The 14004-nt window shown below is 69.7% G+C and carries 13 protein-coding genes; 6 read left to right on the top strand and 7 right to left on the bottom strand.

Features of this window, described 5'->3' with window-relative positions:
* Nucleotides 1-7 precede the first annotated feature (7 nt).
* The 4 genes from VMR86_04335 (at nucleotide 8) to VMR86_04320 (ending at nucleotide 3142) form a co-directional block, all read left to right on the top strand.
* Nucleotides 8-478 (top strand): VOC family protein, encoded by a 471-nt coding sequence (locus VMR86_04335; GenBank protein HTO06265.1) that lies wholly within the window; start codon nucleotides 8-10, stop codon nucleotides 476-478.
* 57 nt (nucleotides 479-535) lie between these two features.
* Nucleotides 536-1576, top strand: coding sequence for a hypothetical protein (locus tag VMR86_04330; protein HTO06264.1), 1041 nt, complete (start codon nucleotides 536-538; stop codon nucleotides 1574-1576).
* Between the two features lie 83 nt (nucleotides 1577-1659).
* Nucleotides 1660-2094 (top strand): nuclear transport factor 2 family protein, encoded by a 435-nt coding sequence (locus tag VMR86_04325; GenBank protein ID HTO06263.1) that lies wholly within the window; start codon nucleotides 1660-1662, stop codon nucleotides 2092-2094.
* A gap of 16 nt (nucleotides 2095-2110) precedes the next feature.
* Nucleotides 2111-3142, top strand: a complete 1032-nt coding sequence (locus VMR86_04320) for a right-handed parallel beta-helix repeat-containing protein (protein ID HTO06262.1) — start codon at nucleotides 2111-2113, stop codon at nucleotides 3140-3142.
* Here VMR86_04320 and VMR86_04315 read toward each other — a convergent pair.
* Nucleotides 3139-4704: an AMP-binding protein gene (locus VMR86_04315; GenBank protein HTO06261.1), complete on the bottom strand. Its 1566-nt coding sequence runs from the start codon at nucleotides 4702-4704 to the stop codon at nucleotides 3139-3141. The two genes, VMR86_04320 and VMR86_04315, sit on opposite strands and share 4 nt — an antisense overlap.
* A gap of 112 nt (nucleotides 4705-4816) precedes the next feature.
* On the opposite strand from VMR86_04315, the gene VMR86_04310 reads away from it, so the two are divergent.
* A complete protein-coding gene (locus VMR86_04310) occupies nucleotides 4817-6706 on the top strand; it encodes a potassium transporter Kup (protein HTO06260.1) in 1890 nt (629 codons plus the stop codon).
* Here the strand turns inward: VMR86_04310 and VMR86_04305 are convergent.
* Nucleotides 6696-7340, bottom strand: coding sequence for a hypothetical protein (locus VMR86_04305; protein ID HTO06259.1), 645 nt, complete (start codon nucleotides 7338-7340; stop codon nucleotides 6696-6698). The two genes, VMR86_04310 and VMR86_04305, sit on opposite strands and share 11 nt — an antisense overlap.
* A gap of 97 nt (nucleotides 7341-7437) precedes the next feature.
* Between VMR86_04305 and VMR86_04300 the strand changes: the two genes are divergently transcribed.
* The gene (locus VMR86_04300; GenBank protein ID HTO06258.1) at nucleotides 7438-10113 is read left to right on the top strand and encodes a PAS domain S-box protein; all 2676 of its coding nucleotides are present in this window, start codon (nucleotides 7438-7440) and stop codon (nucleotides 10111-10113) included.
* Here VMR86_04300 and VMR86_04295 read toward each other — a convergent pair.
* From VMR86_04295 to VMR86_04275, 5 genes are all read right to left on the bottom strand, one after another.
* The gene (locus tag VMR86_04295) at nucleotides 10106-11197 is read right to left on the bottom strand and encodes a tetratricopeptide repeat protein (GenBank protein ID HTO06257.1); all 1092 of its coding nucleotides are present in this window, start codon (nucleotides 11195-11197) and stop codon (nucleotides 10106-10108) included. The two genes, VMR86_04300 and VMR86_04295, sit on opposite strands and share 8 nt — an antisense overlap.
* 1 nt (nucleotide 11198) lies before the next feature.
* Nucleotides 11199-11522: a LapA family protein gene (locus VMR86_04290; GenBank protein ID HTO06256.1), complete on the bottom strand. Its 324-nt coding sequence runs from the start codon at nucleotides 11520-11522 to the stop codon at nucleotides 11199-11201.
* Nucleotides 11519-12031, bottom strand: a complete 513-nt coding sequence (locus VMR86_04285; GenBank protein HTO06255.1) for an HIT domain-containing protein — start codon at nucleotides 12029-12031, stop codon at nucleotides 11519-11521. Before VMR86_04285 ends, VMR86_04290 begins: the two co-directional genes overlap by 4 nt.
* A 16-nt stretch (nucleotides 12032-12047) precedes the next feature.
* Nucleotides 12048-12389, bottom strand: a complete 342-nt coding sequence (locus VMR86_04280; protein ID HTO06254.1) for an integration host factor subunit beta — start codon at nucleotides 12387-12389, stop codon at nucleotides 12048-12050.
* Between the two features lie 47 nt (nucleotides 12390-12436).
* A partial coding sequence (locus VMR86_04275; protein ID HTO06253.1) for a 30S ribosomal protein S1 occupies nucleotides 12437-14004 on the bottom strand: 1568 nt, incomplete at its 5' end.

The raw sequence follows: 14004 nt of genomic DNA, 5'->3' as shown, positions 1-14004 counted from the left end.
GTCGCCCATGTCGCAGAGCCGTCCATTCCGCGTGCTGGGCCTGCAGCAGATCGCCGTCGGGGGCACCGACAAGGCAGCGCTGCGCAGGCTGTGGATCGATCTCCTGGGACTCACACCTGCAGGCAGCTACCGCAGCGAGTCGGAGAATGTCGACGAGGACATCGCGAAGGCGGGCTCGGGCGCGCTCGCGGTCGAGGTCGACCTGATGCAGCCGATCGATCCCGAGAAACGCCCGCGCGTGCACGACCCGGCGCTGAATCACGTGGGCCTGTGGGTCGACGACCTGCGCGCAGCTGTGACCTGGCTCGAGAGCCAGGGCATGCGCTTCACCCCGGGCGGCATCCGCAAGGGCGCCGCCGGCTACGACGTGTGCTTCATCCACCCGAAGGGCAGCCCGGAGTCACCTGCTTCGGGCGAGGGAGTCTTGATCGAGCTCGTGCAGGCGCCGCCCGAGGTGATCGCAGCGCTGTCCCGCTGAGGCTGTGAACGGATTCACTGATTCCGTCGCCCCGGTTCGCGTAGCATGCTGCGTATCATGCGGATCGCGAGGATCGCGGGGGTCCTGGTGGCGGTCGCGGCTGGCGCGGCCTCGGGAAAGACGCTGAACGTGAGCATGCACGGCGTGGACTCGGCGGGCTGTGGCAGCCCGACGTCCCCATGTCGCACGATCGCGATGGGCATCTCCGAGGCGGCGGCAGGAGACACCGTGCTGGTCGGCCCGGGGCTCTACGGCGACATCGACGGCAACGGTGACTTCACGAGCGCCGGCGAAGAGCCGGCAGAGCTCGGCGAAGGAAGCTGCCTGTGTGTCGTGCGCGTCGACAAGCGGATCACGCTCCGCTCTCGCGACGGTGCAGCCATGACCGCGATCGATGGCGGGGGAACGGCCGAGATCGTCGTTCGACTCATCGGCGGCGCGGCCGGAGCGACGCTCGGCGGAGCCCAGAACGGCTTCACGCTCCGGCGTGGTCACAGTGCGGGAGCCGAGGTCCTGCCGGAAGCTAGCCACACGCACATCATCGGAAACCTCGCAGAGCAGAACGTGAACGGCTTCGACGTCTTCGGAGCCAACGCCACGCTCACGGGCAACCGCGCGCTCGCCAACACCTTCGACGGGTTCGAGCTCGACGCCGCGAACGTCGTAGCCTCGGGTGACTCGGCGGAGAAGAACGCGCACACGGGGTTCATCGTGATCAATGGCGGAGCCGAGATCGAGAAGAGCGCATCGATCGGCAACGCCGTGAACGGCTTCGAAGCCTCGAACGCCCTGATGGATCTGCACTCGGTCGTCGCTTCCGGAAACGGCTCCTACGGAATCGAGTACGACGACGCCAGCTCCGACGGCCGGGTCGACGGCTCCACGATCGTCGGGAACGCGCTGGTGAACAAGACGAACTGCGGCCTGGAGAACCTGACGAATCACCAGATCGACGCCACGGGCAACTACTGGGGCACCTCGCTCGGACCCGGCGCGGACCCGGGCGACGCTGCTTGCTCCGACGGCTTGGGCTCGAGTGTCTCCGTCACCCCATTCAAGAAGACCGAGCTGAAGATCTCACTGAAGCCCCTACGCTGAGTTGGCAGGAGAAGAGATGCGAATCATCGTGCTCGCCGGCACGGCGTTGCTGCTGAACGCGGACGTGCGGTAGCGTGGCGCGCATGTCCCGATCACTCACCCCTGAACGCCGCGCCGCGCGCGAGGCGCTCGTGATCGAGCACATGCAGAGCGAGAACGTCCAGGCCTGGGACCGGACCATGAAGACGTTCAGTCATGCGCGCTACGAGCTGCCCGATGGCCGGGTGATCGACGGCCACGACGACGTGATGCGCTACTGGCTCGAGGGCCGCGCGGTCGTGCCCGACCAGCGCAACGAGCTGATCGCGCTGACTCACCCGGACGACGCCCACGTGCAGATCGAGTTCTGGCTGCGCGGCACGCCGCGCACGACCGGCACTCCCTTCGAGGTGCGGCTCTGGGCGGTGTACGACTTCGACGACGACGATCTCATGACCAACGAGCGCGTCTATGGCCAGGCGCCGACGCCCGACCAGATCGCGGGCAGAGTCACTCCCGACGGCCAGCGCGTCTCGTGAGTCGGAAGGAGGCGAGATGCAGATCGGGGTTCTCGCGCTTGCCCTGCTGGTCGCTGCGAGCGCGGCTTCGGGCAAGACCATCAACACCGGGGTGAACGGCTCGGACTTCGCGGGCTGCGGCAGCTCCGCGGCGCCGTGCCGCACGATCAGCTGGGCGCTCTTCGAAGCCGCCCCGGGAGATACCGTCCAAGTGGGTCCCGGAGTCTACGGCGACGTGAACGGAGATGGTGACTTCGACGATCCGGGCGAGGAGCCCGCGCAGCCCATCGGGGGCTGCTTCTGCGTGGTCCCGATCCAGCGGCGCGTCACTCTGCGTTCGCGCGACGGCGCCGGTGTGACCATCATCGATGCCGGCAAATCGGAGGGAGCGGTGCTGCAGGTCGGTACCGGCGCCGACGGAACGACCATCGGCGGGCCGCAGAACGGCTTCACGCTGCGTCACTCCCTCGATGCAGGCCTCTCCGTCACCTTTGCCCAGCACACCCGGATCCTCGGGAACGTCGCCACCGACAACGGTGGCTCCGGCTTTCAGGTCTACGGCGACGGCGCCGTCGTGACCGGAAATCGCTCGACCGGCAACCAGATTTCGGGCTTCGAGCTCGGATCGGACGGCCTGGTGGCCTCGGGGAACCTCGCCGAGAGCAACGGAGAGCACGGCTTCTTCGTGGTCAACAGCAGCGCAAAGATCGAGAACAGCTCGGCCATCGGGAACGCCATGGGCGGCTTCTACGCCGACATGGCGCAGCTCGAGCTCGCGTCCGACGTCGCGATCCGCAACGGCCTGTACGGGGTCTACCTCGACGGGACGAGCGACGGGCGAGTCACGACGTCGACGCTCATGGGCAACGGCGTGAAGACCGCCATCCCGTGCGGGATCGACAACGCGTCGCACCACGAGCTCGACGCGCGCGGCAACTACTGGGGCTCGGCGGACGGCCCCGGCAACGGGGGCGCAGACATCGTGTGCCAGGTCGACGGTGACTCGAACGTCGTGCGTGACCCGTTCAAGAAGACCGAGCCGAAGCACCCGCCCAAGCCACTGCGTTAGACTCGCGTCGTGCGCCCCTGCCAGAACGGCTCGCGCAGGAGCTTCTTCAGGATCTTCCCGGAGGCGTTGCGCGGGATCTCGTCGGCGAAGGTGACGGAGCGCGGGATCTTGTAGCCCGCCAGGTGCTCGCGGCCGTACACGAGGATGTCCTCCTCGCTGAGCATCACGTCGGGCAGCCTCACGATCACCGCGTGCACGGCCTCGCCCCACTCTTCGTTGGGGATGCCGATCACCGCGACGTCGAGCACGCGCGGGTGGGCGTCGAGGACCGCCTCGATCTCGGCGGGATAGATGTTGACCCCACCCGAGATGATCATGTCCTTCTTGCGGTCGCAGATGTAGTAGTACCCCTCCTCGTCGAAATACGCGACGTCGCCCACGGTGTGGAAGTCACCGCGGCGGTCCTCGTCGAACTTCTCCTGCGCCTTGTGGTAGGTGTCGAAGACGCCGACGCTGCGCACGGCGAGCTCACCGGGCACGCGCGGCTGGGTCACTTCCTTGCCGTCGTCGTCGAACAGCTTGATCTCGACCATGGGCGCGGGCTTGCCGCACGAGCCGGGCTTGCGCAGCTGGTCCTCGGGCCGCAGCACGGTGTTCACGCCCAGCTCGGTCGAGCCGTAGATCTCGAACAGTGAGTCGTCCGGGAAGTCGGCCAGATACATCTGCTTCAGCGCGAACGACCAGGGCGCGGCGTTGGCGATGAAGCGGCGCATGCTGGTCTTGTCGTACTTCGCCTTGGTGGCGGCAGGCAGGTTGCACACCAGCCGCACTGGCGTGGGCGCCGAGAAGGTGGTGCTGACCCGGTACTTCTCGACCAGGCGCAGCCAGTCCTCGGCGTCGAACTTCTTCTGCAACACGACCGTGTTGCCGAGCGCATGCGCCACGCCCATGAAGCCGCCGGGCCCCGAGTGATAGAGCGGGCCGGTGGTGAGATAGACGTCGTCCGGCTGGTAGCCGATCATGCCGAGCAGCGCGCCGCTCTGCGCCGCGTTCGCGGCGCCGCGCACCGCCCCCTTGGGCTTCCCGGTCGTGCCCGAGGTGTAGATCATGGTCTGGGCCGCGTTCCCGGCTGCAGTCAGCTGCGGCTCGGAGTCACTGGCCGCCGCGACCAGGGCGTCGCCGTTGCGCATGCCCGCGGGCGCGGCGCCGTCGTACACCACGATCTCGCGCACCTTCGGGATCTCGCTGCGGATCTTCTGGAACAGCGGCGCGTACTCGGCGTCGACATACACGAACACCGAGTCCGAGTTGTCGACCACGTACTGCGCCTCTTCGGGTGAGAGCCGGTAGTTCAGCGGCACCGCGACCACGCCGAGCTTGCGCGCGGCGTGCACCACGCGCACCACGCCGGGCGAGTTCTGGCCGCACCAGACCAGCTTCTCGCCGGGCCGCAGCCCGAGCGCGAGCAGCCCGTTCGCCAGCCGGTTGGCCTCGGCCTCGAGCTCCGCGAAGGACCAGCGCACGATCTTGCCGTCGGGGCGATCGTGAACCACGGCCAGCTTGTCGGGCTGGAGCTTCGCGTGAAGGGTCAAGAGGTCCGGGGGTCGAGTCGCGTCCGCCATGTGCCGTCTCCCTGCCCGCGGATTCTCACCGCGCCTCACGGGGAGGGTCAACCGCCGGCTCGCACGGGGTCCATTGCCGCAGTGCAGCAAGGCGTGCTATCCGAGTCGCGTAGTGCAGCATGGGGTGTCGCCGGACGCGGGAGCTTCGTCGCTCGCGCTGCGCCGCCTCGCGCTGGGGGCGATCGGCGTGGTCTACGGCGACATCGGCACGTCGCCCCTGTACGCGGTCCGCGAGTGCTTCCTGGGCCCGCACGGCGCGTCCGCTTCCCCCGAGCACGTGCTCGGCGTGCTCTCGCTGATCTTCTGGGCGATCACGCTGACCGTGACGGTCAAGTATCTGACCTTCGTGCTGCGCGCCGACAACCATGGGGAAGGCGGCGTGCTGGCGCTGATGGCACTGGTGCAGCGCAACTTCCAGTCGGCCAGCTTCGGGCGTATCGCCTTCCTGGTCGCGCTCGGCGGCACCGCCCTGCTCTACGGCGACGGCATGATCACGCCCGCGATCTCGGTCCTGTCGGCGATCGAGGGCCTCGACGTGGCGGTGCCCGGCACCTCGCCTTTGATCTGGCCGATCGCGCTGGTGATCCTGATCGCGCTGTTCCTGCTGCAACGGGGTGGCACGAGCCGCATCGGCTCGTGGTTCGGGCCGGTCTCTCTGATCTGGTTCGCCGCGATCGCCGCGGCGGGGCTGCCCTGGATCCTGAAGGAGCCGCAGATCTTCCACGCGCTCGATCCCCGCCACGGCTGGGCGCTCTTGTCGAGCGGCGAGGGCCCGGGCTTCTTCGTGCTGGGCTCGGTCGCCCTGTGCGTGACCGGCGCCGAGGCGCTGTACGCGGACCTGGGTCACTTCGGGCGCCGGCCGATCGCGCTCGCGTGGTACGCCGTGGTGCTGCCTGCGCTGCTCGTGTCCTACTTCGGACAGGGCGCGTTTCTGCTGCGCACGGGCTTCCCGGGCGACACCAACCCCTTCTTCGACATGCTGCCCGCGTGGTCGGTGCTGCCGATGGTGGGCGTCGCGACGCTGGCCACGATCGTGGCCTCGCAGGCGGTGATCTCGGGCTCGTTCTCGATGACCGCCCAGGCGATCCAGCTCGGGTATCTCCCGCGCATGAGCGTGATCCACACGTCGAGCCGGCAGGAAGGCCAGATCTACGTGCCCGCGGTGAACTGGTTCCTGATGCTGGCGTGCATCTTCCTGGTGCTCGAGTTCCGCAACTCGTCGGGCCTGGCGTCGGCCTACGGCATCGCAGTCACGGGCACCATGTCGGTCACCACGTTCCTGTTCGTGCCGGTCGCGGCGCGCCGCATCGGCTGGCCCGCGGCGCTGGCGCTGGGCTTCGTGTTCCTCGCCGTCGACCTGTCTCTCTTCGGCGCGAACCTGCCCAAGACGCCGCACGGCGGTGCGTTCCCGCTCGTCACCGGCCTCCTCTTGCTGATCGTCATGACCACATGGAAGCGCGGCACCGACCTCCTGAATAGCCACCTGAACGACGTGACCCTGCCGCTCACCGCCTTCATCGCCGACGTGGCACGCGAGAAGCCGCAGCGCGTGGCGGGCACGGCGGTCTTCATGTCCGGCTACCCCGACGGTCTGCCGCTCGCGCTCGGCCACCACTTCAAGCACTCCAAGGTGCTGCACGAGCGCATCGTGCTGCTCTCCATCACCACCGAGCACGTGCCCGTGGTGCCGCGCAACGATCGCGTGCGCGTCGAGTTTCTCGGCGAGGGCTTCGTGCGCGTGGCCGCGCGCTACGGCTTCACGCAGACACCCGCCATCTCCGAGATCGTGCGCCAGATCGCGGCCACCGGCGTGCCGATCAGCGTGGAGACCGCGAGCTTCTTCCTCGGACGAGTCACCGTGCTCGCCTCCGGCAAGCGCGATCTCGCCACCTGGCGCAAGAAGCTGTTCGCCGCGCTGCACTACACCGCGCAGCCGGCCGCGGGCTACTTCGGCATCCCGCCCGGGCGCGCCGTCGAGCTCGGCATGCAGATCACGATCTAGCGCGCCACAGACCCGCGCCGAGCTCCACCAGCGCCAGAGAGAACAGCCCGAGCACGGTCATGGCCACGACCCGGCGCGGCAGGCCCGCCGCGCGCACCGCCACCGCGCCCGCGAGCACGGCAGCGAGCGCGAGCCACACCCAGCGCGGCGCCCGCCACGGCGCAACGCCCGCGCGCGCGGCCGCCCACGCCAGCCAGCCCGTGCCCCCGAGCAGCGCGAGCAGCTGCGGAGTCACGAACCACAGGTCGGCCCCCTGGAAGCGGTCCATCAGCGGCACCATGACCTCGCGAGTGACTCCCGGGGCGGTCATCTCGAACGCCAGCAGGTGGTAGATCGCGTCGGCTGCGAGTCCCGTCGCGCCGATGCCCACCAGCGAGGCGGCCGCGAAGCCGCCGCGCGAGCCGCGCAGGGCGCTGCCCGCCAAGAGCCCCAGCAGCCCCGGCACGAACAGCGCCGAAGACACCAGCTGCGCCGCCACCGAGGCGAACACCCGCTCGCGGCTCGCCCCGACCTGTTCCAGGATGAAGGCGGTGTCGGTGGTTCCCGGCAGGGGCATCAGGAACCAGGCGAGCCAGAAGGCGATCGCCGCCCCGACGAGACACGCACCCGCCACCCGAGAGACCGGCTCGCTCACGCGCGCGGAAGCTTCCACTCGGCCCCGTACGCCGAAATGCAGCGGATCGCTGCGGAGCCAGTGGTACTCTGCGGCTCGAGAGGGGCAGAATCCGCGTATGCTCCGCCGTCTTGCGCGCCTGCTCCGGGGCCGGGCCGTCCCGCCGCTGCCCGGGCTCCAGGCGATCCTCGAAGCCACGCCCAACCTGATCGGCATCTCGGTCGACGACCGGGTGGTGTACGCGAACGGCGCGAGTCAGAAGCTGCTCGGACTCGGCACGCGGCGCGAGCTGCTCGGCCGCTCGATCTACGGCTTCATCCACCCCGACGACCGGACGCGCGTGCAGGCCGCGATCGAGCAGATGCTCCGCACGGGTCTGTCGGTGCGCTTCTTCGAGGTGCGCTTCGTGGCGCAGGACGGCGAGGTGATCGACCTCGAAGTCTGGCTGGCGCCGATCCAGTACCGCGGCCAGCGCGCAATCCTGATGCACGGCCGCGACGAGCGCGCGCGCCGGCGCGCCGAGGCCGAGCTGCGCGAGAACGAGGCGCGCTACCGGCTGCTGGCCGAGAACTCCTGGGACATCGTGAGTGAGTACACCGCCGAGGGCAAGCTCGTGTGGGTGAGTCCGAGCATCGAGCGCGTGCTGGGCTACACGCCGCAGCAGTGGGCCCGGGAGATGGCGCTCGGCATCGAGCGACTGACTCACCCCGACGACCTGCCGCTGGCCGCGGCGCAGTTCGAGGACTGTCAGCTGCGCCCCACGGTCGAGCTCGTGCAGCGCGTCCGCCACGCCGACGGTGAGTGGCGCTGGCTCGAGACCCATGGCCAGAGCTTCACCTCGCCCGAGGGCCGCCGGCACATGGTCATGACCACGCGCGACGTGACCGAGGAGCGGCGCGCGGTCGACGCGCTGCGCGAGAGCGAGAAGCGTTTCCAGAGCCTCGCGCGCGCGGTACCGGTCGGGATCTTCCGCATCGACCACCGCGGCCGCCACGTGTATCTGAACGAGCGCTGGGCCGAGCTCACCGGCGTTCCGGTGGCGCAGGCGCTGGGCACGATCGGGAACGGCCCGCTCCACCCCGAAGACGCCGCGAAGATCATCGACCTCTCGCGCAAGGCGCTCGCGGAGGGCCGGCCGCTGGTGCTCGAGCAGCGCATCGTGCGGCCCGACGGAGAGGTGCGCTGGATCCTCAACCAGTCGCTGCCCGAGTTCCGTCCCGACGGCCGCTTCGCGGGCTGGGTCGGCACGCTCACTGATCTGTCGGAGAAGAAGGCCTCGGAGCGCGCGCTGGCCGAGAGCGAGGAGAGACTGCGCCTGGCGCTCGAGGGCGCCGACATGTGCACCTGGGAATGGGACGCCCCGGGGGCGACCGTGCGCTGGTCGCCGAACGCGGCGCGCATCTTCGGGCTGCCCGAGGGCCAGCCCATGCCGGGCTCGCCCGAGGGCGTGTTCGCGCTGGTCCACCCCGACGACCTGGAGGCCGCGCGCACGTTCGCGTTCGAGCGCACGCAGCAGGGTGAGACCTTCGACGTCGAGTTCCGCCTTTGCCCGCGCCCCGGCGGCGAGACGCGCTGGCTGCTCATGCGCGGCCACGGCATCGCCGGGCGCTCGGGCAGCGCGGTCGGTGTGGTCGCGGAAGTCACCCAGCGGCGTCGGCTCGCGGAGGAGCGCGGCGAGCTCGAGGCGCGCCTGCGCGAGTCACAGCGCCTTGAGAGCCTCGGGCTGCTCGCCGGCGGCGTGGCCCACGACTTCAACAACCTGCTGGTCGGGATATTGGGCAACTCCGAGCTCGCGCTGGAGCGCTCGATCTCCGATCCCGTCCTGCGCGAGTCACTCGAGGAGATCCAGCGCTCGGGCGAACGGGCCGCGGGGCTCGTGCGCCAGATCCTGGCCTTCGCCGGCCGCGAACGGATCGAGCTCGAGCCGCTCGACTTGCGCGGGCTGGTCGACGACACGCTCGCGCTGCTGCGTGCCTCGCTGCCCGCGCGCGCGAAGATCGACTGGCTTCCGCCCGCCGCGCCCGCCTGCGTGGAAGGCGACGCCACGCAGCTCCGGCAGGTGCTGATGAACCTCCTGACCAACGCCTGCGAAGCGTTGCCCGCCGATGGCGGGACGGTCGCGCTGCGAGTCACTGCGGACGGCGCGGACGCCGCTCCCCACGCCGTGACGCTCGAGGTCGCCGACACGGGCTGCGGCGTCGACGCAGAGGCGCTGGCGAAGATCTTCGACCCGTTCTTCACCACCAAGGGCGCCGGCCGCGGGCTCGGCCTGGCGGTGGCGCACGGCATCGTGCGCGCGCACCACGGGACCGTGCTGGTCGAGAGCGCGCCCGGCCGTGGCACGCGCATGCGGGTGGTGCTGCCGGCGACGCAGCGCGCACCCGCAGCCCCCCCGGAGCGCGCGCCGCGCGCGCCCGCGCCGGCGACAGGGCGCGGCGCGATCCTGGTGATCGACGACGAACGCGGGGTGCGCGAGGTCGCGCGCCGCGCGCTGGAGGCGGCAGGCTACGAGGTGCTCGTGGCCCAGGACCGCGCCGAGGCGCTCGAGAGACTCCGCGCGCACGCCGGCCGCGTTTCGGCAGTCCTGCTCGACCTGACCCTCGCCAACGAGTCCGGCGAGACGGTCTACGCGGCGCTGCGCGAGCTCGCCCCCGGCGTGCCGGTGCTCGCCACCAGCGGCTACGCCGCGGACCACGCGCTGCGCCGGCTCGAGTCACAGGGCATCGCGGGCTTCGTGCAGAAGCCGTTCAGCGCCGCGAGCCTGGTCGAGACGGTCCAGCGCGCGCTCAGCTGAAGCTGTCCCACTCCCCGCACTGCGGGCAACGGAAGTGCAGCACCAGGTCCTGCGCACCGCAGCTGCGGCAGGCCAGCGCGCGCGGCTCCGTGGGCAGGCGCTCGAGCAGCTCCTCGAACGCCTTGCGCGCCTCGAGCTCGCGGTTCTCGCGCAACAGCACCCGCCCGATCTCGGCGTGCAGCGCGAGCTGGGCCGGCGCGCGGTCGAGCAGCCGCTGCAGGTGCGCGAGCGCCTCGTCGGCGCGTGACTGCGCCGCGATCGCGCGCGCCAGCCAGAGCGCCGCGTCGGCGTCTTCGGGCTCCACGTCCATGCGCTCGCGCAGCAGTCTCTCGAGTCCGGCCATGTCGCCGAGCTTCTCGTACGACTCGTACAGGCGCGGGTACAAGAGCCGGCCGATCGCGGGATGCAGGCCGAGCGCGCGCCGGAACAGCCCGATCGCCTTCTTGGTGCTGCCCTCGCGGAAGCGTTGGTCGCCGAGCGCCACGTAGGCCTCGGCGCAGTCGGGGTCCTGCGCGACGGCGCGCTTGAAGGCGCGCCGCGCCTCGGCCTCGATGCCGCGCGCCGCGCGCCCGCGGCCGTGACCGGTCCACAGATGGGCGAGCACCTTGGGCGTGGCGGGATCGCGCGAGCCGATCTGGTTGCGGATCTGCACCGCGCCCTCCCAGTCACCGCTGTCGATCTTGATGCGCTCGAGCGCGCGCAGCGCTTGCAGGTTGCCCGGCTCGAGCCGCAGCAGGTCCTCGAACGACGCGCCCGCGCGCTTGAGAAACCCGCCGGCGCGGAAATCGAGCGCCAGGCCGAGCAGCGCCTCGCGCCGCAGCTCGTCGGAGATGTCGGGCCTGAGCAGCAGGTTCTGGTGCACCTGGATCGCGCGTCCGATGTCGCCGCGCAGCCGGTACAGGTTGGCCAGGGCGAGATACACGTCGGACGACGATGAATCGAGCCGTGCGGCCTCGGCCAGCTGCGCCTCGGCAGCGGGCAAGTCACCCGCCAGCACCAGGTGCAGGGCGCTGCGCAGCTGCGCAGTCGCGGTGCGTTCCGGCGCAGGCTTGCTCGGGCGACCCCAGCGCAGCCAGTCGCGCAAGCTAGACCTTCTGTACGCTCGAGGGGGCCGCCGCGGTTTCGCTCGCGATCGGCAGGGTGCGCAGGCCGTGCACCTCTTGCTCGAGCTGCGCGATGCGGCGCGTGTGCTTGCGTGACTGCAGCTTCAGCCGGAGCAGCGGCCAGCTCGTGAGCAGGAGCGTCGCCCCCGCGCCGACCACCGCGGAGGCGACCATCGCCGACCAGAGCTTGGTGGGCCACTTCACCAGCGGCAGCGTCACGATCACGATGTCGTTGTTGCTGATCACCACGTACACGAGCAGCGCGGCGAGCAGCACGCCGAAAGTCACCGACAGCCAGCTCCTCATCGCGCGAGCTCCGCGAACGCCGGCGCCAGCTCGTCGAACGTGCGCTCGATGTGGGTCGGAATCACCCGAATCTCCCCGACGGTGGTCATGAAGTTCACGTCGCCCCTCCAGCGCGGCACGAGGTGGAAGTGCAGATGCTCGGCGAACCCCGCGCCGGCGGCGGCGCCCAGGTTCGCGCCCACGTTCAGCCCGTCGCAATTGTAGGTCGACTCGAGGATGCGTGCCGAGCGCCCCAACAGGCCCATGAGCTCGGCCTGGGTCGCCGGGTCCAGCTCGCCGATCCGCCCCGAGTGCACGAACGGGGCGACCATCAGGTGACCGGGCGAGTACGGGTAGCGGTTCAGGAGCACGAAGGCGCTCTTGCCGCGGTGCAGGATCAGCCGCGCGCGGTCCTCGACCTGCTCTTCCGAGTCACAGAAGATGCAGTGGCGCGGATCGCGGGCGTGCTCGACGTACTCGATGCGCCACGGCGCCCAGAGCGGCCGACGCGCGTCCTCGGCGGCGCTCATCGGATGACTCGCAAAGCTAGGAGCGGGGGACTGCGCCGGCGCTCGGTCGCGCGCCCGCCCCCCCGACTTCCTGCTTCCGCTTGGCCTCGATCCGTTCCTTGAGCTCCTTGCCCACCTTGAAGAACGGCGTGCGCTTCGCGGGGATCTTCACTTCCTCGCCCGTCTTCGGGTTCCGGCCCTCGCGCGCCTCGCGCACCTTGACCTGGAAGCTGCCGAAGCCGCGTATCTCGATGCGGTCGCCCTTGCGCAGTGACTCAGTCATGCAGTCGAAGATCGTGTTGACCACGGTCTCCGTGTCCTTCTTCGAGATGTGCGGCACCTTGACCGCGACCCGCTCGATCAGGTCACTCTTGGTCATTCCGGAGAGATCCCCCACCCGCGTGTCTCCGTACTAGGGTTTTGCGTTCACGAATCCCCGCCGCCGCCCGAGCCCTGGGAGCCACCGCCCCGCAGCTTGGAGAGTGCGTCGGACGAGAACAGGTCGCCGAGAGTCGCCTTCTGCGTGCCCGTCTGGGCGGCGACGCGCTTGATCGCGGCGCGCTCCTCGCGCTCGTGGATCGCGCGCATCGACAGGGCGATCTTCTGCTCGGCCGCGTCGACGCGCACCACCAGGGCCTCGACCTCGTCGCCGACCTTCACCACGTCCGAGATGTTCTCGACGTTGCGGCCGACCTCGGAGGCGTAGACCAGGCCCTCGATGCCCTCTTCGACTTCCACGAACACGCCGAAGTCGGCGATGCTCGTGACCTTGCCCTTGATCTTGGAGCCCACCGGGTACTTGCGCGGGACTTCGTCCCACGGGTTCGGCTGCAGCTGCTTCAGGCCGAGCGAGAACTTCTCGCTGTCGGTGTCCACCTTGAGGACCACCGCCTCGAGCTCGTCGCCCTTCTTGAACAGCTCCTTGGGGTCGCGGATCTTCTGCGTCCACGAGATGTCGGACACGTGGATCAGGCCGTCGATGCCATCCTCGATGCCGACGAACACGCCGAAGTTCGTGACGTTGCGCACCACGCCGCGCACCTTGGTGCCGGGCGGATAGCGCTCCTCGAGCAGGCTCCACGGGTTGGGCTCGGTCTGCTTCATGCCGAGCGAGATCTTCCGGTTCTGCGGGTCGACCTCGAGCACGAGCACGTCGACCTCGTCGCCGATCGCGACCACCTTCGAGGGGTGCTTCACGCGCTTGGTCCAGCTCATCTCGGAGATGTGGATCAGGCCCTCGATGCCGGGCTCGAGCTCGACGAACGCGCCGTAGTCGGCCAGTGACACGACCTTGCCGCGGATGCGCAGGCCGATCGGGTAGCGGTCGCCGATCGAGACCCACGGGTCGGGCTGCGTCTGCTTGAGGCCCAGCGACACGCGCTCGGTCTCGGGGTCGAACTTCAGCACGCGCACGCGCACCTGGTCGCCGACCTGGAACACCTCGCTGGGATGCGAGATGCGGCCCCACGACATGTCGGTGATGTGCAACAGGCCGTCGATCCCGCCCAGGTCGATGAACGCACCGTAGTCGGTGATGTTCTTGACGATGCCCTCGACCACGAGGCCCTCTTTCAGGATCTCGAGTGTCTTCTGGCGGAGTGACTGGCGCTCGGTCTCGAGCAGCGCGCGGCGCGAGAGCACGATGTTCCCGCGGCGCTTGTTGAACTTGATGATCTTGAACTTGTGCGGCTCGCCGATCATGCGGTCGAGATTGCGCACCGGCCGCAGGTCGACCTGCGACCCGGGCAGGAAGGCTTTGACGCCCTTCAGGTTGACCGACAGGCCGCCCTTCACGCGCCCGTTGATGACTCCCTCGACGACCTCGGAGTTGTCGTAGGCGCTCTGCAGGTGGTCCCACACCCGCAGCCGGTCGGCCTTCTCCTTGGAGAGGACGATGACTCCGTCCTCGTTCTCGGCCTGCTCGACGAGGACGTCGACCTTCTGGCCGACCTGGATGCGCGCGACTCCGTCGTCGTCGGCGAACTCCCAGGTGG

The sequence above is a fragment of the Myxococcota bacterium genome (assembly GCA_035498015.1).
Classification (GTDB): domain Bacteria; phylum Myxococcota_A; class UBA9160; order SZUA-336; family SZUA-336; genus VGRW01.
Note: the sequence above shows the minus strand (reverse complement) of the source record. Positions and strands in the feature narration are given on the sequence as shown.

What these genes read in the sequence shown, in the direction of transcription:
- VMR86_04285 (HTO06255.1), bottom strand. Translation starts at nt 12,031, where the DNA reads ATGAGCGCCGCCGAGGACGCGCGTCGGCCGCTCTGGGCGCCGTGGCGC.
- VMR86_04290 (HTO06256.1), bottom strand. Translation starts at nt 11,522, where the DNA reads ATGAGGAGCTGGCTGTCGGTGACTTTCGGCGTGCTGCTCGCCGCGCTG.
- VMR86_04330 (HTO06264.1), top strand. Translation starts at nt 536, where the DNA reads ATGCGGATCGCGAGGATCGCGGGGGTCCTGGTGGCGGTCGCGGCTGGC.
- VMR86_04325 (HTO06263.1), top strand. Translation starts at nt 1,660, where the DNA reads ATGTCCCGATCACTCACCCCTGAACGCCGCGCCGCGCGCGAGGCGCTC.
- VMR86_04280 (HTO06254.1), bottom strand. Translation starts at nt 12,389, where the DNA reads ATGACCAAGAGTGACCTGATCGAGCGGGTCGCGGTCAAGGTGCCGCAC.
- VMR86_04320 (HTO06262.1), top strand. Translation starts at nt 2,111, where the DNA reads ATGCAGATCGGGGTTCTCGCGCTTGCCCTGCTGGTCGCTGCGAGCGCG.
- VMR86_04315 (HTO06261.1), bottom strand. Translation starts at nt 4,704, where the DNA reads ATGGCGGACGCGACTCGACCCCCGGACCTCTTGACCCTTCACGCGAAG.
- VMR86_04335 (HTO06265.1), top strand. Translation starts at nt 8, where the DNA reads ATGTCGCAGAGCCGTCCATTCCGCGTGCTGGGCCTGCAGCAGATCGCC.
- VMR86_04300 (HTO06258.1), top strand. Translation starts at nt 7,438, where the DNA reads ATGCTCCGCCGTCTTGCGCGCCTGCTCCGGGGCCGGGCCGTCCCGCCG.